Below are 26,852 nucleotides of genomic sequence, written 5' to 3'. Positions count from 1 at the left end.
CAAGAGTTTTATGCAATCCAGATGTCGACGCCCACGCAACGCGAGGAGGGGTCAACGATGACCACCCCCCTGCGTCCGGAACCGGACGCCACCCACTCCGTCCCGTCCACGCGGCCGACCTCGGCCACCGGAGCCTCCACCCGCCAGCCCTACGCCTACCGGCGCCGGCCGCTGGTGGAGCCCGACTGGCGGCGGCTGCCGGGCTGGAAGGACGTGACGGCCGCGGAATGGGAGTCGGCCCAGTGGCAGCGCGCGCACTGCGTCAAGAACATCCGGCAGCTGCGCCGGGTGATGGGCGACCTGCTGGAGGAGTCCTTCTACGCCGACCTGGAACGCGACCAGGCCGAGCGCGCCACGATGTCGATGCTGGTCACCCCGCAGATGCTCAACACCATGGACGTCTCCTCCACCGAGGCGTTCTACGCCGACCCGGTGCGCCGCTACATGGTCCCGGTGCTCAGCGACCGCCGCACCGACTGGCCCTCCCACCCCTACGCCACGCGCGACTCCCTGCACGAGGCGGAGATGTGGGCCGTGGAGGGGCTCACGCACCGGTACCCGACCAAGGTGCTGGCCGAACTGCTGCCGACCTGCCCGCAGTACTGCGGCCACTGCACCCGCATGGACCTGGTGGGCAACTCCACTCCAGCGGTCGACAAGCACAAGTTCGCCATCAAGGCCCCCGACCGGCACGGCGCGATGCTCGACTACCTGCGCCGCACGCCGGGCGTCCGGGACGTGGTCGTCTCCGGCGGCGACGTGGCCAACCTGCCCTGGCCGCGCCTGGAGTCGTTCGTCGACGCGCTGCTGGACATCGACAACATCCGCGACATCCGCCTGGCCACCAAGGCGCTCATGGGACTGCCCCAGCACTGGCTCCAGGACGAGGTCCGCGCCGGCATGGAGCGCCTGGCCGCCAAGGCGCACGAGCGCGGCGCCCAGATCGCGATACACACCCACGTCAACGCCGTCCAGTCACTCACCCCGCTGGTCGCGCGGGCCTCCCGGGCGATGCTCGACACCGGCATCCGGGACGTGCGCAACCAGGGCGTCCTGCTGCGCGGCGTCAACGCCACGCCCGAGGCGCTGCTGGACCTGTCGTTCGCGCTGCTCGACGAGGCCGCGATCCTGCCGTACTACCTGTACATGTGCGACATGATCCCCTACAGCGAGCACTGGCGGGTCGCGGTCTGGGAGGCGCAGGAGCTGCAGCACGCCATCATGGGCTACCTGCCCGGCTTCGCCACACCGCGGATCGTGTGCGACGTCCCGTACGTCGGCAAGCGGTGGGTGCACCAGCTCGCCGACTACGACCGCGAGCGCGGCGTCTCGTACTGGACGAAGAACTACCGCACCGGGATCGAGAGCGCCGATCCCGACGCGCTGACCAGGCGCTACGAGTACTACGACCCGATCTACACGCTGCCGGGACCGGGGCGGGCCTGGTGGGGGCGCCCGTCCACGGCCGCGTGACGCCGCCGTGGCGCGTCCGGCCCGGCGCCTTTACAATGTAGATCAATAATGGGGCCACGTAGGCTTCCGAGGTGACATCCGAGACGAACAACACCTTTCCGGTCGGTGCGGGCGCCACCATCGCCGAGCTGGAGGCCGACCCCCATCCGCTCCTGGCCCGGCTGCGGGCGCAGGAGCCGGTCTCCTGGCTGCCCGCGCTCGGCGGCTGGCTGGTCACCTCGCACGACCTGGCCGTGCGGGTCATGCGGGACGCCGCCGCGTTCACCGTCGACGATCCCCGCTTCTCCACCGCGCGGCTGCTCGGCCCGAGCATGCTGGCGCTGGACGGGCGGGCGCACACGCGGCACCGCGAACCGTTCGCCCGCCCGTTCCGGCCCGCCCAGACCCGCGAGCGGTTCACCGCCTTCGTCGCGGCGGAGGTGGACCGGCTGGTCACCTCGCTCGCACCGGCGGGCCGGGCCGAGCTGCGGGGCGAGCTCGCCGGGCCGCTGGCCGTCGCGGTGGTGGCCGCAGCGCTGGGGCTGGAGGGCGTGGACCCCGCGACGATCCGGTCGTGGTACGGGGCGTTCGTCGACGCCGTCTCCGACATCACCGCCGGCCGCACCCCCTCGGGGCGGGCCGACGAGGCCCACGCCCGCCTGCGCGCCGCGGTCGAGGAGGCCGTGGGCCCGCCCGGTTCGGCGTCGCTGCTCGCCGAGGCCGCCCACCAGGAGGAGGGCCTGAGCGTGACCGAGGTGGTCGCCAACGCCGCCGTGCTGATGTTCGGCGGCATCGACACCACCGAGGGCATGATCTCCAACGCCCTCCTGCACCTGCTCGGCCGTCCCGACCAGCTCGACCTCGTGCGGGCGGAGCCGGTGCGGCTGCTCCCGGGCGCGATCGAGGAGTCGCTGCGGCTGGAGCCGTCGGCCTCGGTGGTCGACCGGTACGCCGTCCGCGACATCCGGCTGGGCGGCGTCCCCGTCCGCAAGGGCGACCTGGTGCGGGTGTCGATCGCCGGGGCCAACCGCGACCCGGCCGTCTTCCCCGACCCCGACGACTTCGACGTGCGCCGCGCCAACGCCGCCGACCACCTGGCGTTCGCCCACGGACCGCACTTCTGCTTCGGCGCGCACCTGGCCCGGCTGGAGACCCGCACCGCGCTGGAGGCCGTCCTGACCCGCCTGCCGAACCTGCGATTCGCGCCCGGACCGGCGCCGCATGCACACGGGCTGGTTTTCCGCAAGCCCCGGTACCTGCGTGTTCTCTGGGGCGCGACCGCCGTTTCAAGCGACATGTGACACCATCGACAGCATGATCGTGGAACGCCGGGTCGAGCTCCGCTTCGCGCAGGAGAGCCGCGAGGCCGAGACGCACACCAACCTGTCCGCCGTACGCCAGGACGGCCGCTGCCTCTGGGTGGCCGGGGACGAGACCGCCACCATCGAGCGGCTGACCGCGACCACCGACTCCTCCGGGCACGTCACCGGCTACGAGGGCCAGCGCACCGTGCGGCTGGCCGACCTGGTGCCGCTGCCGGCCGGCCCCGACGAGGAGGCCGACATCGAGGGCCTGGCCCGTACCAACGGCTGGCTCTGGGCGATCGGGTCGCACAGCCTCAAGCGCAAGAAGATCAAGCGGGGCCAGTCCGTCGCCAAGTCCCGCAAGCGGCTGGCGAGCGTGGTCCGCGAGGACAACCGGTTCATCCTCGCCCGGCTGCCGCTGGCCGCCGGGGAGGACGGGCTGTCGGAGGCCGTCGCCGAGGACGGCGACCGCACCGCCGCCGTCCTCGGCGCGCACGGCGATTCCATCACCGACCTGCTCTCCGACGACCCGCACCTGGCACCGTTCCTGTCCGTCCCGAGCAAGGACAACGGGATCGACATCGAGGGCATCGCCGCCCACGGCGAGCGCCTCTACATCGGGTTCCGGGGGCCGGTGCTGCGCGGCTGGGCCGTGCTGATGGAGATCCAGCCCGAGACCCATCCGGACGATCCGCGGCGGCTGCGGCTCCGGCCGATCGGGGACGACGGCGAGCCGTACCGCACGCACTTCCTGGACCTGGCCGGCCTGGGCGTGCGCGACCTGTGCCCGCACGGCGACGACCTGCTCATCCTGACCGGCCCGACCATGGACCTGGACGGCCCGGTGCAGGTGGTGCGCTGGCCGGGCGCCGCCCAGGTGGAGGACCCCGGCGTCGTCCCCGCCGAGGACCTGCCGGTGCTGGGCGAGCTGCCGTACGGGGTGGGCGACGACCACCCCGAGGGCATCGCGGTCCTGGACGAGACCGACGCCGCCGGGCGGCCGAAGCTGCTGGTGGTCTACGACAGCCCCGCCGACGAGCGGCTGACCTCGGCGGGCGGGGTGCTGGCCGACGTGCTCACCTTCGAGAAGTAGGGCACCGGGAAGGAGGGCACGTCCGGCGACCCGGGCCCCTGCGTAAGCGATCACTTTCAACTTCTGCTTGGATGGACGATCATCAGGCGGAGGCCGGAGGCGAGGCGCGACATGATCGAGTGGTCCGACGAGGACGTGATGATCCGGGACGCGGTGCGGGGCTGGATCGACGCCGAGCTCCGGCCCCGGCTGGAGGAGCTGGAGTCGGGCGGGCTCCCCCCGTACGACCTGATCCGCGACCTCTACAAGACCTTCGGCCTGGACGAGCTGGCCCGCTCGTCGTTCCAGGCCCGGGCGGAGCGCACCGCGGACGACGAGCCGGGCGCGGGCGGCGAGCAGGGCCCGGGCGGCGGCCGCGGGAACGCGGCGATGAGCATGCTGCCGATCATCGAGCTCTGCCGGGTCGCGCCGGGGCTGGTGTCGGCGATGGGCGTCAGCCTCGGCCTGGCCGCCGGGACGATCATGAAGCGCGGCACGCCCGGGCAGCGCCGCCGCTGGGCCCTGGACCTGCTCACCTTCGACAAGGTCGGAGCATGGGCGATCACCGAGCCCGGGTCCGGCTCCGACGCGTTCGGCGGCATGCGGGCCACCGCCCGGCGGGACGGCGACGGTCACGTCCTCAACGGGAACAAGACCTTCATCACCAACGGCCCCTACGCAGACACCATCGTCGTCTACTGCAAACTCGACGACGGCGCCGGCCCGCGCGACCGCGAGATCCTCACCTTCGTGCTCGACCGCGGCATGCCGGGCCTGACGCAGACCAAGCCGCTGCGCAAGATGGGCCTGCACTCCTCCCCCACCGGCGAGCTGTTCCTCGACGACGTCCGGGTGGGCCCTGACCGGCTGCTGAGCGCCGGCGCCGGCGGCGGCAAGGAGTCGGCCAGGCAGAACTTCGCCACCGAGCGCGCCGGGGTCGCGGCGATGTCGCTCGGCGTCATCGAGGAGTGCCTGGCGCTGTCGGTCGACTACGCCAAAAAGCGCGAACTGTGGGGGCAGCGCATCGGCGACTTCCAGCTCATCCAGCTCAAGCTCGCCAAGATGGAGGTCGCGCGGCTCAACGTGCAGAACCTGGTGTTCCGGCACATCGAGATGCAGAAGGCGGGCCGCACTCCCACGCTGGCGGAGGCGTCGGCGATGAAGCTGTACTCGGCGCAGGCCGCCTCGGAGGTCGCGATGGAGGCGGTGCAGCTGTTCGGCGGCAACGGCTACATGTCGGAGTACCGGGTGGAGCAGCTGGCCCGCGACGCCAAGTCGTTCCAGATCTACGCCGGGACCGACGAGATCCAGGTGACCCACATCGCCCGCGACCTCCTGTCCCGCTGAAACCCCGCCCCGCTGAAACCCCATCCCGCCGAACCTTGGTGGTCGCCACCGCTGGACTTCGGTCGCCCCGGCAACGACCAAAGTCGCTTACGGCGCGTCGCCCGCCTTCGTAGCGTCAGAGCCCATGAACCAGCCAACGTCACGGCGCCGCGTCCTGTCCCTGGCCGCCTACCTGGGCGCCGCCGCCGTCGGCGTCCCACCGGCCGCGGCGGCGGCCTCCGGCCCCCGGGCCGCGGCGGGCGGCTCCTTCGTCATCCGCGACGTCCGCGTCTTCGACGGCCGGCGCGTCATCGAACGCGCCTCGGTCCTGGTCGCCGAAGGGCTCATCCGCGCGGTCGGCGACGTGCCCGCGTCCCCCCGCCACCGGGTGCACGACGGCCGCGGCCGCACGCTGCTGCCCGGACTCATCGACTGCCACGTCCACTCCTTCGACGAGGGCCGCGCGGACGCGCTGCGCTTCGGGGTCACCACCGAACTCGACATGTTCAACGACCCCGCGATCCTCCCCGCCGCCCGCAGGCAGCGCCGCTCCACGGCCAGGACCGAGCGGGCGGATCTGTGGTCGGCGGGCATCGGCGTCACCGTGCCGGGCGGCCACCCCGTCAACCCGGACTGGGACATCCCGCGCGTGACCGCCGGCACCGACATCGACCGCTTCGTCGCCGACCGGGTCGCCGAAGGATCCGACTACATCAAGGTCATCCTGGAGGACGGCGGGCCGCCGCCCCGGCCGTCGCTGCCCAGCCTGACGCCCGAACAGGCCCGGCAGGTGATCGCCGCCGCGCACGCCCACCGCCGCCGCGCGGTCGTCCACGCCGAGAAGCTCCGGCTCGCCCTCGCCGCCGTGCGGTCCGGGGCCGACGGCCTCGTGCACGCCTTCTGGGACGGCGAGGGCGGCCCCGGCGACATCGCGGAGATCAGCCGCGGCGGCGCCTTCGTCGTCCCGACCCTGTCCGTCGTCGACTGGGGGGCCGGCGCGCGCGACCTGCTCGCCGACGAGCGGATCACGCCCTGGCTCAGCCCGACGCAGCGCTACCTCCTGGAGCAGGTCCCGCCCGACCGGCCGGGCCGGCCCGACTTCCTGGCGATCGGCTCCGCCAACGTCGGCCGGCTGCACGCGGCCGGCGTGCCGATCCTGGCCGGCACCGACACACCCATCCGCGCCAACGCCAACGGCGTCAGCATGCTGGCCGAGCTGGGCCATCTGGTCCGCGCCGGACTCGGCCCGCGCGCGGCGCTCGCCGCGGCCACCTCCGCACCGGCCCGCGCGTTCGGCCTCGCCGACCGCGGCCGTGTCGCCCCCGGCCTGCGCGCCGACCTCCTGCTGGTGGACGGCGACCCCACGACCGACATCGGCGCCGTGCGCGCCATCACGGCCATCTGGAAGAACGGCCATCCCGTCGACCGGACCCCACCGCCCGAGTAGGCCGTCACGTCAGGTCGGGCGGGCGCGCACGTGGGCCCGTTCGCCCTGCGCCCCGTACAGGACGAGCAGCTCGACGGCCTCGCCGCCGGCGGCGCCCATCCAGTGCGGGACGTGGGTGTCGAACTCCGCGGCCTCCCCCGGCTTCATGACCAGCTCACGCTCTCCGAGGATCAGCCGCAACCGGCCGTTGAGCACGTACAGCCATTCGTAGCCCTCGTGCGACTTCGGGTCGGGATCGGCGGTGGCCGGCCAGTCCGCCGGTATCACCGCCTTGAATGCCTGGAGCCCGCCGGCCCGCCTGGTCAGCGGCACGAACGTCCTGCCGTGGCGGTGCACCGGCTTGAAGTGCACCCGCGGATCGCCCGTCTGGGGCGCGCCGACCAGCTCGTCCAGCGGGACGCCGTAAACGCGGGCCAGCGGCAGCAGCAGCTCCAGGTTGGGCCGCCGCCCGCCGCCCTCCAGCCGGGACAGCGTGCTCTCGGAAATACCGGTCAGCTCCGCCACCCGGGCGAGGGTGACGCCGCGTTCCCGGCGGAGCGCGCGCAGGCGCGGCCCCACGGCGGTCAGCACGTCGTTCAGATCGTCCATGACCCCAAATCTGCCGAAACGGCATGGCGTCTTGCAACCGGGCGGCGAACGATGCCCGCGGCGGCGGTACTCGGGCCGGTCGAGGCCGGTGAGCAGCTCCATCCGGGAGCGGAGTTCGGGCGCGGTCTCCGGCTCGTTAGAGTTCCGGCATGACGATCTCCGCGACGGCCGGGGGCGCGCCGCCGATGACGTTCCGGGAGCACATGGAGCGGGCCGCCGCCCAGACCCTGGCGGCCTTTCCGGACGAGCACGTGCCGCAGATCCACTGCGTCACCTTCCGGATCGACGGCGTCGACCAGGACCCCCGGCACCCGTACCTGGCCATCGGCTACAGCACCGAGGCCGATGTGGCCGCGCTGCTGGCCTCGCCGCACCCGCCGGAGGCGTGGGAGGCCCGCTGGAGTTACGCCTACTTCCCGCCGACCGGGCTCGAGGGCGTCCGCAGTGTCGGGTCCGACCCCGTCGGCGCCGGACTGCACCGGCGGGAGGCGGTCCGGCAGGGGCTCTGGTACGAGGACGACGACGGCCTGTCCGAAGACGAGCGGGACGAGCGCGGCGAACGGCTCGACGAGCGGTTCCACCGGCTCTGCGTCGACGTGGCGAAGGGGCTCCACGCCGGCGGCCACATCCGCGAAGCCCTCGGGCGCCCCGTCCCGGTGATCCTGTACGACATGTTCAACCCCGACGAGATGTTCGCCCTCAGCAGGGCGGCGAACCCGCCCGAGCTGGTCGCGGATTTCCTCGCCGAGGATCCCGAGGGGCGAGATTGACCGGGTGACAGCGGGTAAGGCTGCCGTATGCCGGAGCTTCCTGACGTGGAGGGTTTCCGCCGGGTACTGGCAGAGCACGCCGGCGAGCCCATCGAGGCCGTGCGGGTCCGGGACGAGGGGGTACTCCGCGGCGTCGGCGCGCGGAAGCTGGACGCCGCGCTGCGCGGCCGCCGGTTCGGCGAGCCGTGGCGGCACGGGAAGTGGCTGGTCGCGCCGGCCGAGGGGCCCGTGCTGATGCTGCACTTCGGCATGACCGGCTCGCTCTCCTGGCATTCCGCCGCCGAGCCGCCGCACCGGCACGACCGGGTCGTCTGGCGGCTGGCGGACGGCGAGTTGCGCTTGCGCGACATGCGCAAGCTGCAGGGCGTCCGGCTCGCCGACGACGAGGGGCAGGCCCGCCTGGTCCTGGAGGAGCTGGGCCCGGACGCGCTCCAGGTGTCCCGCCGGCGGCTCGGCGAGCTGCTGTCCGGACGGCGCGGCCGGCTGAAGTCGGCGCTCACCGACCAGACCCTGATCGCCGGGCTGGGCAACCTGCTGGCCGACGAGATCTGCTGGCGGGCCCGCGTCAACCCGCTCCGGCCCGCCGGGGACCTGGACGACGCCGGCCTGGACGCGCTGCACCGGGCGATGCGGAAGGTGCTGCGCGACTCGGTGAAGGCGGGACGGGTCCCGCCCAGCGACACCTGGCTCACCGGCGTCCGCGACGAACCGGCGGGCGCCTGCCCGCGCTGCGGCACGATCCTGGCGCGGCGGCGCGTCTCCGGCCGCGGCACCGTCTGGTGCCCCGCGTGCCAGCCGTCGTGACCGGTTCGTATGTCGTTCGCATGGTGAAGAGCTTGCTTCCCGGTCAGCTTGCCCCCGGATCCGCGGGGGTAGAGCGTCCGCATGACCGAGACCGACGCTCCGCATCCGCCGTCCCGCGACCTGTGCGGGACCATGCTCGTGCACCGCCGGCTCCTCAACGAGAGCATGACCTACCGCGCCCAGCGCGGCATGATCGAGAACCGTGCGCTCCGGTACGAGCAGGGACGCCGCACCCCCTTGACGCAGGACCTCGTCACCATCCCGGTCGTCGTCCACGTCGTCCACCATCCCGACATGCCCGAGCAGAACATCGCCGACGAGCAGATCCACAGCCAGATCGAGGTGCTCAACAAGGACTTCCGCGCCAAGAATCCCGACGCGGGGCTGGTGCCCGAGGTGTGGCGGCCGCTGGTGGCCGACGCCCAGGTCGAGTTCCGGCTCGCCGACCTCGACCCCGACGGGGACCCCACCGGCGGGATCATCCGGGTCGAGACCGACCAGCACGGCTTCACCTGGGACGACGGTGTGAAATCGGCCTCGACGGGCGGCGCCGATCCCTGGCCGAGCGATCAGTACCTCAACCTGTGGGTCTGCCAGCTCACCGGCGGGCTGCTGGGGTACGCCCAGTTCCCCGGCGGGCCGCCGCACACCGACGGCGTGGTCGTCCTGCACTCGGCGTTCGGCACCACCGGGACCGCGACGGCGCCGTTCGACCGGGGCCGGACCGCGACGCACGAGATCGGCCACTGGCTGGACCTGTACCACATCTGGGGGGACGACGACGGCGCCTGCTCCAGCGACGACAAGGTCGCCGACACCCCCAACCAGGCCGACGCGAACACCGGCCAGCCCGCGTTCCCGCACATCACCTGCAACAACGGCCCGCACGGCGACATGTTCATGAACTACATGGACTACACCGACGACGTGGGCATGTTCATGTTCACGCGGGGGCAGGGCACGCGGATGCGGGCCTGCCTGGAGGGGCCCCGGGCGTCGTTCCTGATCGGGGGAGAGCGGCGGGCGCCGGAACCGGTGGCCGCGGCCGCCCCGGCGGCAGCCGGCGCGGTCCCCGCCATGCCCCCGGCGGCGCAGGACGGGGAGCTGGAGCGGCTGCTGCACGACAGCGAACGGCTGACCCGGGAGGTCCTGCAGGAGATCCGCAAGGTGCTCGGGCTGGTCACCGGCCGCGCGGCGGGACGGTCCTGAGCGCCGCCCGCGCGCGGGCCGCGCCGATGAGCGGGCGCCGATGAGCGAGGCGCCGCCCGGCATCGTCGGCGCGTGGCTGCACTCCCGCGAGGAGGACACCGCGGCCGAGGAGGTGTACCGTCCCGCGGACCACCCGTTCCGTCCCTCGCGCAGGCCGCGGCGGGGGCTGGAGTTCCGCGCGGACGGGACGGTCGTGGAGTTGCGTCCCGGCCCGGACGACCGGCCGCGCCCGGTGACCGGCCGCTGGGAGGCCGGGCCGGGCGGCGTCCTGCGGCTCACCTTTCCCCCCGCCCCGGACTCCGCCGGGGCGGGGCGCACGCGGGAGATCCGGGTGCTGTCCTGCACCGCCGACAAGCTCGTGATCGCCAAATGAGCGGGGCCCGCGCCGTTGAAAACGCGACGATTTTGGCGGTGATTGCATTGGCCGTCAAGCGAGCCCCCGAAGTGCCCCTCATTGGTTTTTCCTAAACCCCGCCGATGCTTGGCTGGAAGGGAAAGGAACCGGCTCGATTCCGTGAGGAGGCGCCATGTCGGCCCCACCGTTCCAACCACCGCTGATGAAGTTCCCGCCCATCACGAGCGGCCCCAATGTCAGGCGGTGGCAGACGCAGATGCGCGAACGCGGCTGGAACATCACCGCCGACGGCGACTACGGCCCGATCAGCCAGCGGCTCTGCAAGAACTTCCAGCGCGAGCACGGGCTCCCCGTCGACGGCATCGTCGGCCCGAACACCTGGAAGGCCACCTGGGAGGCGCCCAGCACGATGCCGCCGCCCGCGCCCAGCGAGGTCCTGCAGAAGGGCTCGAGCGGTGAGCACGTCCGCACCTGGCAGCGCCAGGTGGACAGCCGCGGCTGGCCCCTCGAGGCCGACGGCGTCTTCGGCCCCAAGACCGAGAGCGCCTGCAACGCGCTGCAGGCGTTCAAGGGGCTGCCCGTGACCGGGCGCGTCGACCACGAGACCTGGGACGCCGCCTGGCTGGAGCGGGTGCCCGTGACGGTCTGAGCGCCGCTCCGCCGCCGCGCGGGGCCGCGGCACGGTCTCCGGCCGTTCGCCGGCCCCGCGAGGCCTCACCCGATCCGATGGCGATAGAAGTTTATATTTCCCCTGTGTCATGAAATAAATCGTCGGGGCGCTGTGCGACGGCACGGCCCGCAGCAACGCTCTTTCCGGCCATTTCGCCGGATTTCACCGGAGCCGGGTTGCGGGCTTTACCCTGCGCCGATAAATGTTCGGAACAGGGAATCGGGACGACCGCGATGCCGACGGGGCGGTCCCGCACGAGGAGGTGATCACCATGGCCGGAACCGCGGAACGCGCACGGCCCGCGCCGACCCGCGTCCGGACGCGACGGCGGGCGGTGCCGTCGCGACGGGCCCGGGGCCGTTCGGCGCTCGCACGGCTCCACCAGGGCGGCGCCCTGCTGCTGGACCGCACGATCGGCTGGCACCGCCTGCCGGCGCCGCTCGGGCTGCTGGTGCTGACCGGGCTCCGGGACGTGCTGCGCCAGAAGAACCTCTTCGACACCGAGGAGCTGCCCTCCACGGGCCGTCCCCCGCTGCGCCCGCCCGCGCCCGCCGACCGGGCGTCCCGCTCCGCCGACGGCGCCTACAACGCCCAGGACAGCCCGCGGATGGGCATGGCCGGAACGCGGTTCGGCCGTAACGTCCCGCACCGGGCGACCGTCCCGGAGCCGCCGGCCCTGATGCTGTCGCCGAGCCCGCGCGAGATCAGCCGGCGGTTGCTGACCCGGGCCGAACTGATCCCCGCCACATCGGTGAACACGCTGGTCAGCGCCTGGCTCCAGTTCATGGTCCGGGACTGGTTCAGCCACGGCACCGGCCCGCGGGAGGATCCCTGGCACATCCCGCTGGCCGCCGACGACCCGTGGCCGGCACGGCCGATGACGGTGCCGCGGACCCGGCCGGACCCGACCATGCCGCCCGGTTCCCGCCCGCCGACCTGGGCGAACACCGAAACCCACTGGTGGGACGCCTCGCAGATCTACGGCTCGGACCTCCGGTGGCAGCGGCAGGTCCGCTCGGGCCGGGACGGCAGGCTTCGCGTGACGCCCGAGGGCCTGCCCGGGTGGCCCGCGGACGCCGCCGCGGACGTCGCGCGCGTCCCCGGCTTCTGGGCCGGCATCCTGATGATGCAGACGCTGTTCACCCTCGAGCACAACGCGATCTGCGACCGGCTCCGCGCCGAGCACCCCACCTGGTCCGACGAGGAGCTGTTCCAGCGCGCGCGGCTGATCAACGCGGCGCTGATCGCCAAGATCCACACCGTCGAGTGGACGCCCGCGGTCTTCGGCCATCCGGCCACCCGGGCGGGCCTGCGCGCCAACTGGTGGGGCCTGGCGGGCGAGCACGCCCGCCGGCTGTTCGGCCGGATCGGCGACGGCGCCCTCATCAGCGGCATCCCGGGGTCGCGTACCCGGCTCGACGGCGTCCCGTTCGCGCTCACCGAGGAGTTCGCCGCGGTGTACCGGATGCATCCGCTCGTCCCGGACGACTTCGCGCTGCGCTCGCTCGACGTCGAGGGCGGGTACGGCCCGGACCCGGAGGCCGCCACCCTGCGCGAACTGACCGGCCCCGCGGCGCTCGACGTCGCGCGCCGGCACGGGATCGCGAACCTGCTGTACTCCTTCGGCACGATGTGGCCCGGCCTGGTCACCCTGCACAACTTCCCGCGGTTCCTGCAGGAGTTCGAACGTCCGGACGGCAGAATGCAGGACCTGGCCGCGACCGACATCCTGCGCACCAGGGAGCTGGGCGTCCCGCGCTACAACGCCTTCCGCCGGCTGCTGCGGCTGCCGCCGGCCCGCGGCTTCCGGCAGCTCACCGGCGACCCGGTGGCCGCGCGCGAGATGGCGGAGGTCTACGGCGGCGACATCGAACGCGTCGACCTCATGGTCGGCATGTACGCCGAGCGGCGGCCCCGCGGGTTCGCCGTCAGCGACACCGCCTTCCGCGTCTTCCTGCTGATGGCCACCCGCCGCCTCTCCGCCGACCGGTTCCTCACCGAGGCGTACCGGCCGGAGGTCTACACGCCGGAGGGCCTGGCCTGGGTGGCGGACAACACCATGTCGACGGTGCTGCTGCGGCACTACCCGGCGCTGCGGCCCGCGCTCGCCGGGCGGTCCAACGCGTTCACGCCGTGGACCTTCGTGACGAACGGGGCGGCATCATGACGCCCACGATCGTTTTCGTGCACGGCCGGGCCCAGGAGTTCCGCGATCCCGCCGCCCTGGCGCTCGAATGGGTGGCGGGCCTCAACGCGGGGCTCACGAAGGCGGGCCTGGCGACGATCCGGCCCGAGCAGGTGGTGCTGCCGCACTACGGCAACGTCCTCTACGAGATCACGGCCCGGCTCTCGCAGCCGCCGCGGCTGGAGGTGCTGCCCGACGGCCCCGGCGCCCCCGGGCCGCTGCACCCGGAGCTGCCCGCCGACGTGGGCGAGACCGAGCGGAGCCTGCTGGCCGACATGGCCGCCGTCGCGTCCCTCGACACGGCCGGACCCGAGGCCCGGATGTGGACGCCCGACCGGCTGCTGTCCTGGGACCTGGCCCGCCGGGTCCTGGTGGACCTCGCCCGGCGCACCCGGGTGGACCAGGAGATCATCAGCGCGCATCTGCGGGACGTCGCCGTCTACCTCACCCGCGGCCGCGCCGAGGTGCTGGCCGCCGTCCGCGCCGGCCTGCCCCCGAACGGGCCGGTGGTGCTGGTCACGCACAGTCTCGGCACGGTGGTCGGCCGCGACCTGCTCGACGACGCGGGCCTGCGCAGCCGGACGCTGGCCTGGATCACCGCGGGCTCCCCGCTCGGGTTGGAGGCCGTGCAGCGCAACATGAACCCGCCCGGTGCCCGGCATCCGGGCCCCACGGTCGAGTGGGTCAGCGCCTACGACGTCAACGACATCGTCGCGCTGGGCCACCCGCTGCGCCCGATGTACGGCGAACCGCTACGGGACGTCCAGGTGGAGAACGGCGACCGGCCGCATGCCATCGACCGCTACCTGGGACATGCCGAGGTCGCCCGCCCCATCGGCGAAGCCGTTTCCCGGGGCTGATCGGACGCGATTCACCCGAACCGGGCCATCGCGAGAACTCCGTCCGGCGCGCGTCCCCGCGCCCCGGGGATTCGCGGGTTCCGTCCCCTGGGGCCACCGCCTCGTCCTGTACCGCGGCGAAGTACGCTCTTCCCTCCCGCATGATCTTCGGAGGTCCGGTGCAGACCTGGGAGCTGGTGGCGCGCGAGCGCGTCCGCGACACGCTGGCCGCCTACACCCACGCCGGCGACCGGGGCCGGATCGGGGAGTTGGCCGCGACCTTCACCGAGGACGGAGTGCTGGAGATCCGCGGCGGCGGAACCCACCTCGGCCGGGACGCGATCGCGGAGATGCTGTCGGACGCGGTGGAGCGCGGTTCGGCGCCGGGCCACCAGGGGCGGCCCGGCGTCATCCGGCACTTCGTGGCCAATCTGCGGTTCGAGGAGATCACTCCGCACCGCGCCCGTACGTCCGCGTACTTCCTGGCGATGAACGCGCACGGTCCGGACCACTGGGGCCGCTACCGCGACACCCTGGTGCCGGTCGGCGACCGGTGGCTGTTCGAGCGGCGCCTGGTCGGCGTGGACGGCCGGGCCCCGGACTCCGTGATGATCCCCTAGTGACGGCCGGTCGGCGCCACCCGCCGCGCGGGCGCTCGCGGTGCGGGGACTAATCTCCTACCGATCCGTACATTTCACACAGATCCAGGAGACGTCATCCTCATCCCGGGCGCGGCCATGGAACGATCCATGGCACGGACCTGAGCGGGCCGGCGCCTTGTCGGCAGTCGTCGCGGCGTTCGCAACGCTGGTGTCGGTCGCGGTCCTGGGCTACCTGGTCGGCGTGGCCGGGGTGCTGCGCGGGCAGGACGAGCTGGTCCTTTCGCGGCTGGCGTTCTTCGTCGCCACGCCCGCGCTGATGTTCACCACGGTGGCCACCGCCGACCTGGGATCGATCTTCTCGCCGGTGCTGCCGACCTATGTCGCCGGGGCGCTGGCCGCCCAGGCGGTGTACGTCGCGGTGGCGCGCTGGATCTGGCGGCGCTCCCGGTCCGAGACGACCATCGGACTGCTGGCCGCGTCGTACGGCAACGCCGGCAACGTCGGCATGGCGGTCAGCGTGTACGTCCTGGACGACGGCGCGCTGATCGCGCCGATCCTGCTGCTCCAGCTGCTGGTGATGACACCCGCGGCGTTCCTGGTCCTGGACGGCGGGGGCGGTCAGGGCGGGCGCGGCCGCGCGGTGCGCGCGGCGCTGCTGCGGCCGCTGCGCAACCCGCTGAGCGTCGCCTCGCTGGCGGGCCTGGCCATCGCGGTGGCGGGCCTGCACCCGCCGGCCGTGCTGATGCGGCCGGTGGAGCTGGTGGCGGGGGCGGCGGTGCCGGTCGCGCTCATCGCCTACGGGCTGAGCCTCAGCGGACCGCGGCGCACCGATGAGGAGGACGGCGCCGGCCGCGACGTCGCACTGGCCGTATTCCTGAAGATCTTCCTCCAGCCCGCCGCCGCCTACCTCGTGGGACGGTTCGCGCTGGGCCTCGACGGCACGGCGCTGCTGGCCTCGACGCTGTTCGCCGCCCTGCCCACGGCGCAGAACATCTACGTGTACGCGACGCACTACCGCACGGCCACCCGGCTGGCCCGCGGCGCCGTCCTGGTCAGCACGCTGCTGTCGATCCCGGTCATGATCGCGCTCGGCGGCCTGCTGGCCTGACGCCCGTCCCGTTCAGGGACGCCACTCCGGCCGGAACTCGGGGTGCTGCGCGTAGGCGAGCGCGAGCAGCCGCAGCGTCTCGAGGCGGGCGGCGTGGGCCGCCTCGCCCGCCTCGGTGCGGTGGCCCTGCTCCAGCACCCAGGCGCCCTTCTCGTAGTCGTCGATGATCCGCCGCCGGGCGGCGACCTCCAGCAGCGCGCGGGCGGGGTCGTACCGGGCGATGTGCTCGGCGCAGGCACCGTTCTCCACCGACGCCACGAACCTGGGCTCGGACGGGCCGCCGTCGGGCGTGTCGAGGTGGACCGTCCCGGAGGGCGAGGCCGCCCAGGACGCGCCGTCGCAGGCACGTGCGATCTGCTCGTCCTTGGCCAGCCGCGCTCTGAGGAACTCCACCAGGTCCATGGGGGCCATACTGCCCGCTGCGGCGGCGCGAAGGACCCGAACCGGGAATGAAACGACTCATCGGTCACCTCCCGGACGGCCGATCAGCGCGCCGCGAGGCGGTCGGCGAGGGTGGCCGCGGCTTCGACGACCAGGCGTCCGTACTCGGGGTAGCGCTCCTCGGTCATGCGCATCGCCGGGACGGAGATGCTCAGCCCGGCGACGGGCCGGCCGCCCTGGCCGAGCACGGCCGCGGCGACGGCGGCGATGTCCTCGCGCCACTCGCCGCCGTTGGTCGCGTACCCGCGCTCGCGGATCAGCGCCAGTTCGGCGCGCAGCGACTGAGGGTCGGTGACGGTGGTCCCGGTGTGGCGGGGCAGCCCGTGCCCGAGGTGCCGTTCGATCACTTCGGGCGGGCTGTTCGCCAGGATCGCCTTGCCGTTGGCGGAGGCGTGCACCGGCAGCGCCTTGCCCAGCGGCAGGATGATCCGCACCACCTTGGGCGTCTCGAGCCGCTCGATCAGCACGGCGCTGTCGCCCTCGGGCACGGCCAGGTGGATCGTCTCCTCGGTGCGCCGGCGCAGGTCCTCCATCACCGGGACGGCGACGTCGCGCAGGCTCAGCTCGCCGCTGGCGTGCCGCCCGACGTGGAGCGCCTTGGCGGTCAGCACCCAGCGGGTGACCTCTCCGCCGGCGGGACGGATCCACCCGGCGGTGTCGAGCGTCCGCAGTGCGCGCTGGACGGTGCTCTTGGGCAGGCCCAGGACGCGGGCCAGCTCGCCGACGCCGACGGGCTGCCGCACCGCCACCTCTTCCAGGACCCGCAGGGCGTTCACAACGTTCTGCATGCATTGACTCCCGGGAACTTCCGATTCTACGATCCGCGTACCTCTACACGGAACATGTGCCGTATAACGGTACAGCGAGGAGGCGAACAGCGTGCCCGGTGGGCGGCATCATCTGCAGATCCCCGGACCGACCAACGTCCCCGACCGGGTGCTGCGCGCGCTCGCGGCGCCCACGATCGACCACCGCGGCCCGGAGTTCGCCGCGCTGGCGCTCGACCTGCTGGAACGGCTCAAGACGGTGTTCGCCACCCGCGGACCGGTGATCGTCTATCCGTCCTCGGGCACCGGGGCGTGGGAGGCGGCCCTGGTCAACACCCTCTCCCCCGGTGACCGCGTGCTGGCCTGCGAGACCGGCCACTTCGCCACGCTCTGGCGGGACATGGCCGAGAAGCTCGGCCTGCGCGTGGAGTTCCTGCCCGGCGACTGGCGGCACGGCGCCGATCCGGACGCGATCGCCGAGCGGCTGACCGCCGACCTGGCCGCGGGCTCCTCCGAACCCGCGTTCGCGGCGGTAATGGTCGTCCACAACGAGACCTCCACCGGGGTCCGCAGCCGGGTCGCGGAGATCCGCGCCGCGCTGGACCGGGTCCGGCATCCGGCGCTGCTGCTCGTCGACACCATCTCCTCGCTGGCGTCGATGGACCACCGGCACGACGAGTGGGGCGTCGATGTGACGGTGGGCTGCTCCCAGAAGGGGCTCATGCTCCCGCCCGGGCTGGGCTTCAACGCCGTGAGCGAGAAGGCCCTGGAGGCCGCCCGGTCGGCCCGGCTGCCCCGCTCGTACTGGGACTGGGGCCCGATCCTGAACGCCAACCGCGACGGCTACTTCCCGTACACGCCGCCGACCAACCTGCTCTACGGCCTGCGCGAGGCCCTCGCGCTCCTGGAGGAGGAGGGGCTCCCCGCGGTGTTCGCCAGGCACGACCGGCACGCCGAGGCGACCCGGCGCGCGGTGCGCGGCTGGGGCCTGGAGATCCTTTGCGCCGATCCGCGCGAGTACTCCAGCTCGCTCACCGCGGTGCTGCTGCCCGAGCCCCACGATGCCGACAAGGTCCGCAGGATCGTCCTGGAGCGCTTCGACATGTCGCTCGGCACCGGGCTCGGCAGGCTCGCCGGACGGGTGTTCCGCATCGGGCACCTCGGCCACTTCGACGACATCTCGCTGGCCGGGACGCTGTGCGGGGTGGAGATGGGCCTCGCCGCGGCCGGCGTGCCGATCGAGCGCGGCGGCGTGCAGGCCGCCCTGGCGAGCCTGGAGGCGTCATGACCCCGCGACCCCCGTCCGGCCCCGCGCCCGGCCCAGCGGCCGACTCCGCAGCCGACTCCGCGGCCGACTCGGAGGCCATCCGCGCGGCGCTCGCGCCCGTCATGGAGGGCACGGTCCGGATCGACGACTACACCCGGCACCTCTACTCCGGCGACGCGAGCATGTACGCCATCGAGCCGCTGGCCGTCGCGTTCCCCCGGCACGCCGCCGACATCGCCGCGATCGTCGAGACCGCCGGGCGGCTGGGCGTCCCCGTGCTGCCGCGCGGCGGCGGCACCAGCCTGGCCGGGCAGGCGGTCGGGCGGGCGATCGTGTTCGACTGCTCCCGGCACATGAACCGGATCCTGGACGTCGACGCCGGGGCGCGGCGGGCCCGGGTGCAGCCGGGCGTCGTCCAGGACCAGCTCAACCGGGCCGTCGCCGACGCCGGGCTGGTGTTCGGGCCGGACACCTCCACCAGCGACCGCGCCACCATCGGCGGGATGATCGGCAACAACTCGGCGGGCAGCCACTCGGTGCTGTACGGTTCCACCATCGATCATGTCCAGCGGCTCGAGGTGGTGCTGTCGGACGCGACGCAGGCGCGGCTCGAGCCGGTCGCGCTGGACGAGGCGCGCCGCCGCGGCCGCGCGGGCGGCCTGGCCGGACGCCTCCACCGCGAGCTGCCCGGCCTGCTGGAGAAGAGCGCGGACAGGCAGGGCGGTTTCCCGCCGTACTGGCGGCACTCCGGCGGGTACCGGCTCGACCGGGCCCTGGACCGCACCGCCGACGGCGGCCGGCTCGACCCCGCCAAGCTGATCGTCGGATCCGAGGGCACCCTCGCGGTGGTGACCGAGGCGGAGGTCGACCTGGTGGCCCGGCCGCGGGCCCGCGCCATCGCGGTCGGCCATTTCGACTCGACCCCGGCGGCGATCGCCGCCACCGGCGACGCGCTCGCCCTCGACGCGGCGTCCGTCGAGCTCATGGACGACGCGATCCTGCGGCTGTCGCGCGAACGGGTCGAGTACGCCGGGCTCTCCGGCGTCCTGGAGGGTACGCCGCAGGCCCTGCTGTTCGTGGAGTTCTTCGGCGACGAGCCGGGGCAGGTCGCCGCGCAGGTCGACCGGCTCGCGGCGAGCTGGCGCCGCGGCGGGCACGGCTACCACACGCTCCGCGCCCTGACCCCGGACGTGCAGGCCGCCGTGCGCAAGGTCCGCAAGGCCGGTCTCGGCCTGCTCATGGCCTCCAGCGTCGGCACCCGCAGGCCGCTGGCCTTCGTCGAGGACACCGCCGTGCCGCCGGAGCGGCTCGAACCCTACGTCCGGGAGTTCTCCGAGATCCTGTACCGGCACGGGCTGCACGCCGGCTTCTACGGCCACTGCTCGGTCGGCTGCCTGCACATCCGGCCGTTCGTCGACGTGCGGGCGCCCGGCCAGGTCGAGGCGATGCGCGCGGTCGCCGGCGAGATCGCCGAGCTGGTGGCCCGGTACGGCGGCGTCAACTCCAGCGAGCACGGCGACGGGCTGGCCCGCTCGGAGTTCAACCGGGAGCTGTTCGGCGCGGAGCTGTACGAGGACATGCGCGCGGTCAAGCGGCTGTTCGACCCCGCCGGCCGGCTCAACCCCGGCAAGGTCGTCGACGCGCCGCCGATGACCGAGAACCTGCGCGACCGCGCGCTCCCGGTCGCCGTGCCGCTGACCACCCGGCTCGAGTTCGAGGCCGGCGGGATGCGGGACGCCGCGGACCGCTGCCAGAACATCGGCGTCTGCCGCAAGGACGGCGCCGGGGTGATGTGCCCCTCGTACATGGCCACCCGCGAGGAGGAGCACTCCACGCGAGGCCGCGCGAACGCGCTGGTCAAGGCCCTGTCGGAGCCGGATCCCGCGGCCGCTCTGGGGGACGAGCGGCTGCACGAGGTGCTCGACCTGTGCCTGGAGTGCAAGGCGTGCAAGTCCGAGTGCCCGCTCGGCGTCGACATGGCGGCGCTGAAGAGCGAGGCGCTGCACCATTACCAGGCCGCGCACGGGACGCCCCTGCGCTCCCGCGCGTTCGGTTCGATCCGCGCGCTCAACCGGCTCGGCGCGGCGCTGGCCCCGCTGTCCAACCTGCCCGGCCGCATGGGCGCCGCACGCGCCGTGCTGGACCGCCGGCTCGGGATCAGCAGGCACCGGCCGCTGCCGCGCTTCCGCCACGACACCCTGATCCGCTGGTTCAACCGGCGGGCCGCGCCCCCGGGCCCGTTCCCGCGCGGCGACCTGATCCTGCTGGCCGACTCGTTCACCGCCTACACCGAGCCCGCGGTCGGGCGCGCCGCGGTCGAGCTGCTCGAGACGGCGGGCTGGCGGGTCCGGCTGTACGGCCAGGGCTGCTGCGGCCGTCCCGCGCTGTCCAAGGGACTGCTGGACCAGGCCCGCGGGCAGGCCGCCGCCATGGTGGAACGGCTCGCGCCGGCGGCGGCGCGCGGCGTCCCCATCGTCGGCGTCGAGCCGTCCTGCCTGCTGACGCTGCGGGACGAGTACGCCGCGCTGCTGCCCGGCGACGAGCGCGTGCGCGCGGTGGCCGACGCCGCGCGGCTCGTGCCGGACCTCCTGGTCGAGGCGATCGATGACGGCTCGCTCGTCCTGGACCCGGAGGCCGCGACCGGCGGCCGCCGGATCCTGTTCCACGGCCACTGCCATGAGAAGGCCGTCACCGGCACCGCGTCCACCCGGGCGCTCCTGGAACGCCTCCCCGGCGCCGACGTCAGCGAGCTGGACGCCGGCTGCTGCGGGATGGCCGGGTCGTTCGGGTTCGAGTCCGAGCACTACGACCTGTCCATGCGGATCGGCGGCCTGCGGCTGTTCCCGGCGATCGGCGCCGAACCGCCGGACACGCTGATCGCCGCCACCGGGGTGTCCTGCCGCCAGCAGATCGCGCACGGCTCCGGCCGCCCCGCCGTCCACCCCGTCGAACTCGTCCGCCGTGCCATGACCCCGCCCTGACCGGCGCTGCCGGCCGCAGGCCCGCCCACATGAAGCTCGGGGGAGAACGGAGACACGCCCGTGTCCGCCGAGCACGTATCCATCCTCGCGCTGGTGATCATGTTCGTCATCGGCACCCTTCTCCCGATCAATCTGGGCGCGCTGGCACTGGCCGGCGCGTTCCTCGTCGGCACCCTGGTCGCCGGGATGTCCGAGGACGACATCGTCAGCGCCTTCCCCGGCGGGCTGTTCGTGATCCTCGTCGGGGTCACCTACCTGTTCGCGATCGCGACCAACAACGGCACCGTCGACTGGCTGGTGCGCGCGTCGGTGCGGGCGGTCCGCGGCCGGATCGTCGCCATCCCGATCGTGATGTTCCTGCTGGCCGCGCTGTTCACCGCCATCGGCGCGCCCGCGCCGGCGGTGGCGGCGATCCTGGCGCCGATCGCGTTCGGGTTCGCCGCCGAGTACGGCATCAACGCGATGCTCATCGGCGTCCTGGTCGCGCACGGGACGAACGCCGGAGCGTTCTCCCCGATCAGCGTCCTGGGCGGCATCGTCAACGGCGTCCTCGACAAGGAGAAGCTGCCCGGCAACGACCTCGCGCTGTTCCTGGGCAGCTTCCTGTTCAACGTCGCGGCCGCCGCGATCGCGTTCGTCCTCTTCGGCGGCATCGCCCTCCTGCACCGCCGCCACACCCGGCCCGCCGGCACGGACGGGGACGAAGCACCGGACGGAAAGGAGCCCGCGGGCCCGGAGCCGACCACGGATCCGGCCACGGAGAAGGCCGCGGAGAAGGCGCCCGCGGCCACCGCGACCGAACCGGCCGGATCCGGGGAATCCGGGCCCGCCGCCGGCGACCTGCGGCTGACCCCGCACCAGATCCTCACCCTCGCCGGGATCCTCGTCCTGTGCGTCGCGGCGCTCGCCTTCGACCTCGACGTCGGGCTGGTGGCCATCACGGTCGCCGTCGTCCTGGCGATCACGTCCCCGGACGCGCACCGCGGCGCGGTCGAGAAGATCGCCTGGCCGACCGTGCTGCTCATCGGCGGGGTGGTCACCTACGTCGGGGTCCTGGAGGAGATGGGCACCATCGACTACGTCGGCGACGCCATCGCGGGCATCGGGGCGCCGCTGCTGGCCGCGCTGCTGATCTGCTACCTCGGCGGGGTGGTCTCGGCGTTCGCCTCCACCGTGGGCATCCTCGGCGCGCTGATCCCGCTGGCCGTGCCGTTCCTGCTCAGCGGCGAGATCGGGGTGGCCGGGGTGGTCGCCGCGCTGGCCATCTCCTCGGCCATCGTCGACGTCAGCCCGTTCTCCACCACCGGGGCGCTGCTGGTCGCCAACGTGCGCGGCATGGAACGCGACCTGTTCTACCGCCGGCTGTTCCAGTACGGCACGGCCGTCACCCTGATCGCCCCGCCCGCCGCCTGGCTCGTCCTCGTCGCGCCGGGGTGGCTCGGCTGAACCGGCGCGTCCGGTCAGGCGGGGATTCTGGCGATCCCGGCCAGCAGCGCGACGCGGCCGGCCCCGGTGAGGCGGGCACCGCAGGTGTCCGGCCTCCACCGGGGCGCCCGGACCAGGCCCGGCGCCAGCGGTTCCATGCCGTCGAAGAACCGGGCGACGCGGTCGGGGGTCCGCGGCACGAACGGGGCGTCGGCGCAGGCGTGCAGCGCGGCGGCGCGCCTGAGGGCGGGCGTCACCTCGGCATGGGAGAGGACGACGTGGCTGCCGGGCGGCAGCGCGTCGCGGATCCGGGCGACGGCGCCGTGCGGGTCCTCGTCGTCGGACAGGTGGTGCAGGACCGCGGTCATGAGCACGGCCACGGGGCGCTCCAGGTCGACCACCGCGCGCAGCCTGCGATCGTGCAGGATCGTCTCCGGCGCCCGCAGGTCGGCCTGGAACGCGGTGGTCTCGCCGCCCGAGGCCATCAGGGCCTGGGCGTGCGCGACCACCATCGGGTCACTGTCGACGTAGGCGACCCGGCAGCCGGGGGCCTCGCGGTGGGCGATCTCGTGCACGTTCTCGCGACCCGGCAGCCCGCAGCCGATGTCGAGGAACTGGTCGATCCCGGCCTCGGCGGACAGCATCCGAACGGCGCGGGCGAGGAAGTCCCGGTTCGCCCTGGCGAGCACGCGGATGCCGGGGGCCGCGCGCCTCAGCCGCTCGGCCAGGCTCCGGTCGGCCGAGTAGTTGTCCTTGCCCGACAAGAAGTAGTCGTAGATGCGGGCGGAGCTGGGACGCAGGGCGTCGAAGCCGGTGACGGCCTCGAACGCGGCCTCGGGCATCGCGGCCTCCTCCCCCGTGCCGTCGCTTGTCGGGACATCACCGACACAATCACCGGAACCACGGGTTAGTCAACTCATATTGCCGCTGCGCGAAAACCTCGCAACAACAGTTGCGGAACGGACCGTGGTGCGGCATAGACTGGCGTCGCTTCACTGCACGCCGGGCTCGACCACGATATCGCCGGGCCGAACGAGAGCATCGCCAGGCCCGAACAGGATCGGACCGGCCGGGCGGGAAGGAGCGAGCGTGGACACGATGGGCCCGTCGCCTGGGGCGACGCTCGCCGACCGGCTGAACCACCTGTTCGCCACGATCGTCCCGCCGGGCCGCGGCCCGTACACCAACCAGGAGGTCGCGGCGGGCATCCGCGACGCGGGCACCGACATCTCCGCCCATTACCTGTCGCTGCTGCGCAGAGGCGAGCGCGACAACCCGACGCTGAAGCACCTCGAAGCGCTGGCGCGGTTCTTCGGCGTCCCGCCCGCCTACTTCTTCGACGAGGAGACGACCCGGCGGGTGGACCAGGAGCTCACCGCGCTCGCGGCGCTCCGCGACATCGGGGTGCGCGGCGTGGCGCTGCGCGCTGCCGGGCTCTCGCAGACCGGCCTGGAGGCGGTGCACACCATCATCGACCAGGTGCGCAGGCTCGAAGGGCTGGCCCCGCCTCCCCCGGAGGACCCCTGACCCGGTCGCCTGACCCGGTCGTCTGACCCGGTCGCCGGTCAGTGGGCGGCGGCGTTCCAGTCGGCGCCGGTGCCGATGGCCACCTCCAGCCCCACGCTGACCGGGTAGGCGGTGGTCATGCGGTCGCGCACCAGCTCGGCCGCCAGGTCACGCTCGCCCGGCGCCACCTCGAGCACGATCTCGTCATGCACCTGCAGCAGCGGCCGGGTCCGCAGCCCGGCCGCGGCGAGCGCCTCGGCCACCCGCAGCATCGCGATCTTGACGATGTCGGCGGCCGACCCCTGGATCGGGGCGTTCAGCGCCATCCGCTCGGCGGTCTCCCGGCGCTGCCGGTTCTCGCTGGACAGGTGCGGCAGGTAGCGGCGGCGGCCCAAAACGGTGCGGGTGTAGCCGGTGCGGCGCGCCTCCTCGACCACCTGGCCGAGGTAGTCGCGCACGCCGCCGAACCGCGCGAAGTAGGCGTCCATCAGCGGCCGGGCCTCCGCCACGGCCACGCCCAGCTGCTTGGCCAGCCCGAACGCCGAAAGCCCGTAGGCCAGGCCGTACGACATCGCCTTGATCTTGCGGCGCATGTCCGGGCTGACGCCGTCCGGGGCCACCTTGAACACCTGCGCGGCCATGGTGGTGTGCAGGTCCTCCCCGGACGCGAACGCCGCCAGGAGCGTCGGGTCGCGGGAGAGGTGCGCCATGATGCGCAGCTCCAGCTGGCCGTAGTCGGCGGTCATGAGGGACTCGAAGCCGGGGCCGGGCAGGAAGGCCCGGCGGATGAGCCTGCCGTCCTCGGTGCGGACCGGGATGACCTGGAGGTTGGGCTCGGTGGAGGTGAGCCGGCCGGTGGCGGCGACGGTCTGCTGGAAGGTGGTGTGGATGCGGCCGTCCGCGCCGATCTCCCTGATCAGCCCGGCCACCGTCATCCGCAGCCGGGACTGGTCCCGGTGGCGCAGCAGGGTCTGCGGCAGCCCGTTGCCGGTCTGCCCGGCCAGCCAGGTCAGCGCGTCCAGGTCGGTGGAGTGACCGGACTTGATCTTCTTGGTCTTCGGCAGGCCCAGCTCCTCGAACAGGACCTGCTGGAGCTGCTTGGTGGAGCCCGGGTTGAACGGGTGGCCGGCGATCCGCGCGGCCTCGTCCGCGGCGCGTTCCATCGCGGCGCCGAACCGCTCGTCGAGCTCGCGCAGCAGCGCCCCGTCGACGAAGACGCCGGTGCGCTCCATGCGGGCCAGCAGGGCCGCGAGCGGCAGCTCGACCTCGCGCAGCATCTCGTCCATGCCCGTGCCGGAGAGCTCGGCCGCGAACCTGCCGGCCAGCTCCAGAACGGCGCGGGCCCGGAGCATCAGCCCGGCGGCCCCTTCGGCGGACGGGCGGCGGCCCAGGTAGCGGGCGGACAGGTCGGCGATCCCGTACGCGGCCAAGCCGGGCAGCAGCAGGTAGGCCGCCACGGCCGTGTCGATGGTGACGCCCGCCGGCCGCCACCCGCGCCCGTCGAAGACGCGCAGCAGCGACTTGACGTCGTGCAGCGCCTTGGGCCGTTCCGGATCGGCGAGCCAGGCCGCGAAGGCGCGCTCGTCGGACGGGATGAGCCGGGCGGGTTCGAAGCAGGCCGCGTAGCCGCCGGCAGTGGCCAGCGCGACCCGGACGATCTGGCCCTCGCCCCGCTCCCACGTGAGGTCGGCGGCGAGGCCCACCGGCTCGCCCGCGGCGCCCGCCCTGGTGCTCAGCCAGCCGGGCAGCTCGCCCGGGCCGAGCTCGCGGCCCTTCAGCGGCGCCGGCCGAGCCGCTCGCTCGCCGGCCGGCTCCGCCCCCGTGCCACCGCCCGTGCCACCGCCCGGGTCGGCGGCGAAGAGCCGCTGCCGGATGCTGGGATTGCGGAACTCCAGCTCGTCCAGGAGCGCGGCGAACACGGCCAGGTCGTACGGCTCGCGCCGCAGGTCGTGCACGCCGACGGGCAGGTCGACGTCGCGGACGAGCTCGGTCAGCCGGCGGTTCAGCCGCACGGTGTCCAGCGCGCCGCGGAGCCGCTCGCCCGCCTTGCCCTTCACCTCGCCGGCCCGGTCGAGGAGCGCGGCCAGCGAGCCGTACTCCCGGATCCACTTGGCGGCCGTCTTCTCGCCGATGCCGGGGATGCCGGGCAGGTTGTCGGACGGATCGCCGCGCAGCGCCGCGAAGTCGGGGTACTGCCGCGGGGTCAGGCCGTACTTCTCCTCGACCAGCTCGGGCGTGTAGCGAACCATCTCGGTGGCCGTGCGGTAGTAGTACAGGACGGTGACATCGGGGCCGACCAGCTGGAGCACGTCCCGGTCGCCGGTGCTGATCAGCACCTCGAAACCGCCGGCCTCCGCCGCCGCGGCCAGGGTGGCGATCACGTCGTCGGCCTCGAAGCCGGGCACCCGGAGCGTCGGCACGCTCATCGCCGCCAGCAGCCGGTCGAGGATCTCCAGCTGGTCGTTGAACTCCTCGGGCGACCGCGCCCGGCCCGCCTTGTACTCGGGATAGGCCTCGGTGCGGAAGGTCTGCCGGGAGACGTCGAACGCGACCGCGAGGTGCGTGGGCCGCTCGTCGCGCAGCACGTTGGCCAGCATGTTGGCGAAACCGTAGATCACGTTGGTCGGCTGCCCGCCGGTCGTGCTGAAGTTCTCGACGGGCAGCGCGTAGAACGCCCGGTAGGCCAGCGAGTGGCCGTCCAGCAGGAGGAGGCGGGGCCGATCGCTCATGGATC

At 73.5% G+C, this 26,852-nt stretch carries 23 protein-coding genes; 18 read left to right on the top strand and 5 right to left on the bottom strand.

The genetic code is table 11. The features are described 5' to 3' along the window. Positions 1-57 precede the first annotated feature (57 nt). The 5 genes from ABD340_RS39580 (at position 58) to ABD340_RS39560 (ending at position 6,601) form a co-directional block, all read left to right on the top strand. Positions 58-1,473 (top strand): KamA family radical SAM protein, encoded by a 1,416-nt coding sequence (locus ABD340_RS39580; protein ID WP_344596281.1) that lies wholly within the window; start codon positions 58-60, stop codon positions 1,471-1,473. 71 nt (positions 1,474-1,544) lie between these two features. Beyond that, positions 1,545-2,753 (top strand): cytochrome P450, encoded by a 1,209-nt coding sequence (locus ABD340_RS39575; RefSeq protein ID WP_344596279.1) that lies wholly within the window; start codon positions 1,545-1,547, stop codon positions 2,751-2,753. Positions 2,754-2,766: 13 nt separating this feature from the next. Next, positions 2,767-3,849: a DUF3616 domain-containing protein gene (locus ABD340_RS39570; protein ID WP_344596278.1), complete on the top strand. Its 1,083-nt coding sequence runs from the start codon at positions 2,767-2,769 to the stop codon at positions 3,847-3,849. A 111-nt stretch (positions 3,850-3,960) separates the two neighbouring features. Further along, complete coding sequence (locus tag ABD340_RS39565; RefSeq protein ID WP_344596277.1) at positions 3,961-5,175, top strand: acyl-CoA dehydrogenase family protein; 1,215 nt, start codon at positions 3,961-3,963, stop codon at positions 5,173-5,175. Positions 5,176-5,299: 124 nt separating this feature from the next. Continuing rightward, positions 5,300-6,601 carry an amidohydrolase family protein gene (locus tag ABD340_RS39560; protein WP_344596275.1) on the top strand — a complete coding sequence of 434 codons (1,302 nt, stop codon included), beginning with the start codon at positions 5,300-5,302 and terminating at the stop codon, positions 6,599-6,601. A gap of 9 nt (positions 6,602-6,610) precedes the next feature. Here the strand turns inward: ABD340_RS39560 and ABD340_RS39555 are convergent, their stop codons facing one another. Next, a complete protein-coding gene (locus tag ABD340_RS39555; protein ID WP_344596273.1) occupies positions 6,611-7,189 on the bottom strand; it encodes a helix-turn-helix domain-containing protein in 579 nt (192 codons plus the stop codon). A gap of 149 nt (positions 7,190-7,338) precedes the next feature. Here ABD340_RS39555 and ABD340_RS39550 point away from each other — a divergent pair, with 149 nt between their 5' ends. The 9 genes from ABD340_RS39550 (at position 7,339) to ABD340_RS39510 (ending at position 15,731) form a co-directional block, all read left to right on the top strand. Next, a complete protein-coding gene (locus tag ABD340_RS39550) occupies positions 7,339-7,959 on the top strand; it encodes a hypothetical protein (RefSeq protein WP_344596272.1) in 621 nt (206 codons plus the stop codon). Positions 7,960-7,986: 27 nt separating this feature from the next. Then, positions 7,987-8,763 (top strand): Fpg/Nei family DNA glycosylase, encoded by a 777-nt coding sequence (locus ABD340_RS39545; protein WP_344596270.1) that lies wholly within the window; start codon positions 7,987-7,989, stop codon positions 8,761-8,763. 81 nt (positions 8,764-8,844) lie between these two features. Further along, positions 8,845-9,972, top strand: a complete 1,128-nt coding sequence (locus ABD340_RS39540; RefSeq protein WP_344596268.1) for a zinc metalloprotease — start codon at positions 8,845-8,847, stop codon at positions 9,970-9,972. A gap of 40 nt (positions 9,973-10,012) precedes the next feature. Beyond that, positions 10,013-10,345: a hypothetical protein gene (locus ABD340_RS39535; RefSeq protein ID WP_344596266.1), complete on the top strand. Its 333-nt coding sequence runs from the start codon at positions 10,013-10,015 to the stop codon at positions 10,343-10,345. 154 nt (positions 10,346-10,499) lie between these two features. Next, complete coding sequence (locus ABD340_RS39530; RefSeq protein ID WP_344596265.1) at positions 10,500-10,976, top strand: peptidoglycan-binding domain-containing protein; 477 nt, start codon at positions 10,500-10,502, stop codon at positions 10,974-10,976. A 223-nt stretch (positions 10,977-11,199) separates the two neighbouring features. Beyond that, complete coding sequence (locus ABD340_RS39525; protein ID WP_344596263.1) at positions 11,200-13,164, top strand: peroxidase family protein; 1,965 nt, start codon at positions 11,200-11,202, stop codon at positions 13,162-13,164. Beyond that, entirely contained in the window at positions 13,161-14,042 is an 882-nt protein-coding gene (locus ABD340_RS39520; RefSeq protein ID WP_344596261.1) for a hypothetical protein, read from the top strand. The genes ABD340_RS39525 and ABD340_RS39520 overlap by 4 nt, the downstream gene beginning before the upstream one ends. A gap of 140 nt (positions 14,043-14,182) precedes the next feature. Next, positions 14,183-14,641, top strand: a complete 459-nt coding sequence (locus ABD340_RS39515; protein WP_344596259.1) for a nuclear transport factor 2 family protein — start codon at positions 14,183-14,185, stop codon at positions 14,639-14,641. 157 nt (positions 14,642-14,798) lie between these two features. After that, positions 14,799-15,731 carry an AEC family transporter gene (locus tag ABD340_RS39510; RefSeq protein WP_344596258.1) on the top strand — a complete coding sequence of 311 codons (933 nt, stop codon included), beginning with the start codon at positions 14,799-14,801 and terminating at the stop codon, positions 15,729-15,731. Between the two features lie 12 nt (positions 15,732-15,743). Here ABD340_RS39510 and ABD340_RS39505 read toward each other — a convergent pair whose 3' ends face one another. Together ABD340_RS39505 and ABD340_RS39500 are read right to left on the bottom strand one after the other, a co-directional pair. Continuing rightward, positions 15,744-16,133 carry a DUF6221 family protein gene (locus ABD340_RS39505; protein WP_344596256.1) on the bottom strand — a complete coding sequence of 130 codons (390 nt, stop codon included), beginning with the start codon at positions 16,131-16,133 and terminating at the stop codon, positions 15,744-15,746. An 83-nt stretch (positions 16,134-16,216) separates the two neighbouring features. Then, positions 16,217-16,960, bottom strand: a complete 744-nt coding sequence (locus ABD340_RS39500) for an IclR family transcriptional regulator (protein ID WP_344596254.1) — start codon at positions 16,958-16,960, stop codon at positions 16,217-16,219. Between the two features lie 91 nt (positions 16,961-17,051). Between ABD340_RS39500 and ABD340_RS39495 the strand changes: the two genes are divergently transcribed. Genes ABD340_RS39495 through ABD340_RS39485 form a run of 3 tightly spaced genes read left to right on the top strand, consistent with a single transcriptional unit; the run spans position 17,052 to position 22,633 of the window. After that, the gene (locus tag ABD340_RS39495; RefSeq protein ID WP_344596252.1) at positions 17,052-18,227 is read left to right on the top strand and encodes a pyridoxal-phosphate-dependent aminotransferase family protein; all 1,176 of its coding nucleotides are present in this window, start codon (positions 17,052-17,054) and stop codon (positions 18,225-18,227) included. Next, complete coding sequence (locus ABD340_RS39490; protein WP_344596251.1) at positions 18,224-21,187, top strand: FAD-binding and (Fe-S)-binding domain-containing protein; 2,964 nt, start codon at positions 18,224-18,226, stop codon at positions 21,185-21,187. The genes ABD340_RS39495 and ABD340_RS39490 overlap by 4 nt, the downstream gene beginning before the upstream one ends. Positions 21,188-21,247: 60 nt before the next feature. Next, positions 21,248-22,633, top strand: a complete 1,386-nt coding sequence (locus tag ABD340_RS39485; protein WP_344596250.1) for an SLC13 family permease — start codon at positions 21,248-21,250, stop codon at positions 22,631-22,633. Positions 22,634-22,647: 14 nt separating this feature from the next. Here ABD340_RS39485 and ABD340_RS39480 read toward each other — a convergent pair whose 3' ends face one another. Beyond that, on the bottom strand, positions 22,648-23,454 hold the full coding sequence (locus ABD340_RS39480) for an SAM-dependent methyltransferase (protein WP_344596249.1): 807 nt from the start codon (positions 23,452-23,454) through the stop codon (positions 22,648-22,650). Between the two features lie 256 nt (positions 23,455-23,710). Between ABD340_RS39480 and ABD340_RS39475 the strand changes: the two genes are divergently transcribed. Further along, complete coding sequence (locus ABD340_RS39475; protein WP_344596337.1) at positions 23,711-24,139, top strand: helix-turn-helix domain-containing protein; 429 nt, start codon at positions 23,711-23,713, stop codon at positions 24,137-24,139. A 38-nt stretch (positions 24,140-24,177) separates the two neighbouring features. Here ABD340_RS39475 and polA read toward each other — a convergent pair whose 3' ends face one another. Next, complete coding sequence (gene polA / locus ABD340_RS39470) at positions 24,178-26,847, bottom strand: DNA polymerase I (protein WP_344596247.1); 2,670 nt, start codon at positions 26,845-26,847, stop codon at positions 24,178-24,180. Positions 26,848-26,852 lie beyond the last annotated feature (5 nt).

The sequence above is a fragment of the Actinomadura vinacea genome (assembly GCF_039532545.1).
Classification (GTDB): domain Bacteria; phylum Actinomycetota; class Actinomycetes; order Streptosporangiales; family Streptosporangiaceae; genus Spirillospora; species Spirillospora vinacea.
This window is presented reverse-complemented; position numbering and strand designations above follow the sequence as displayed.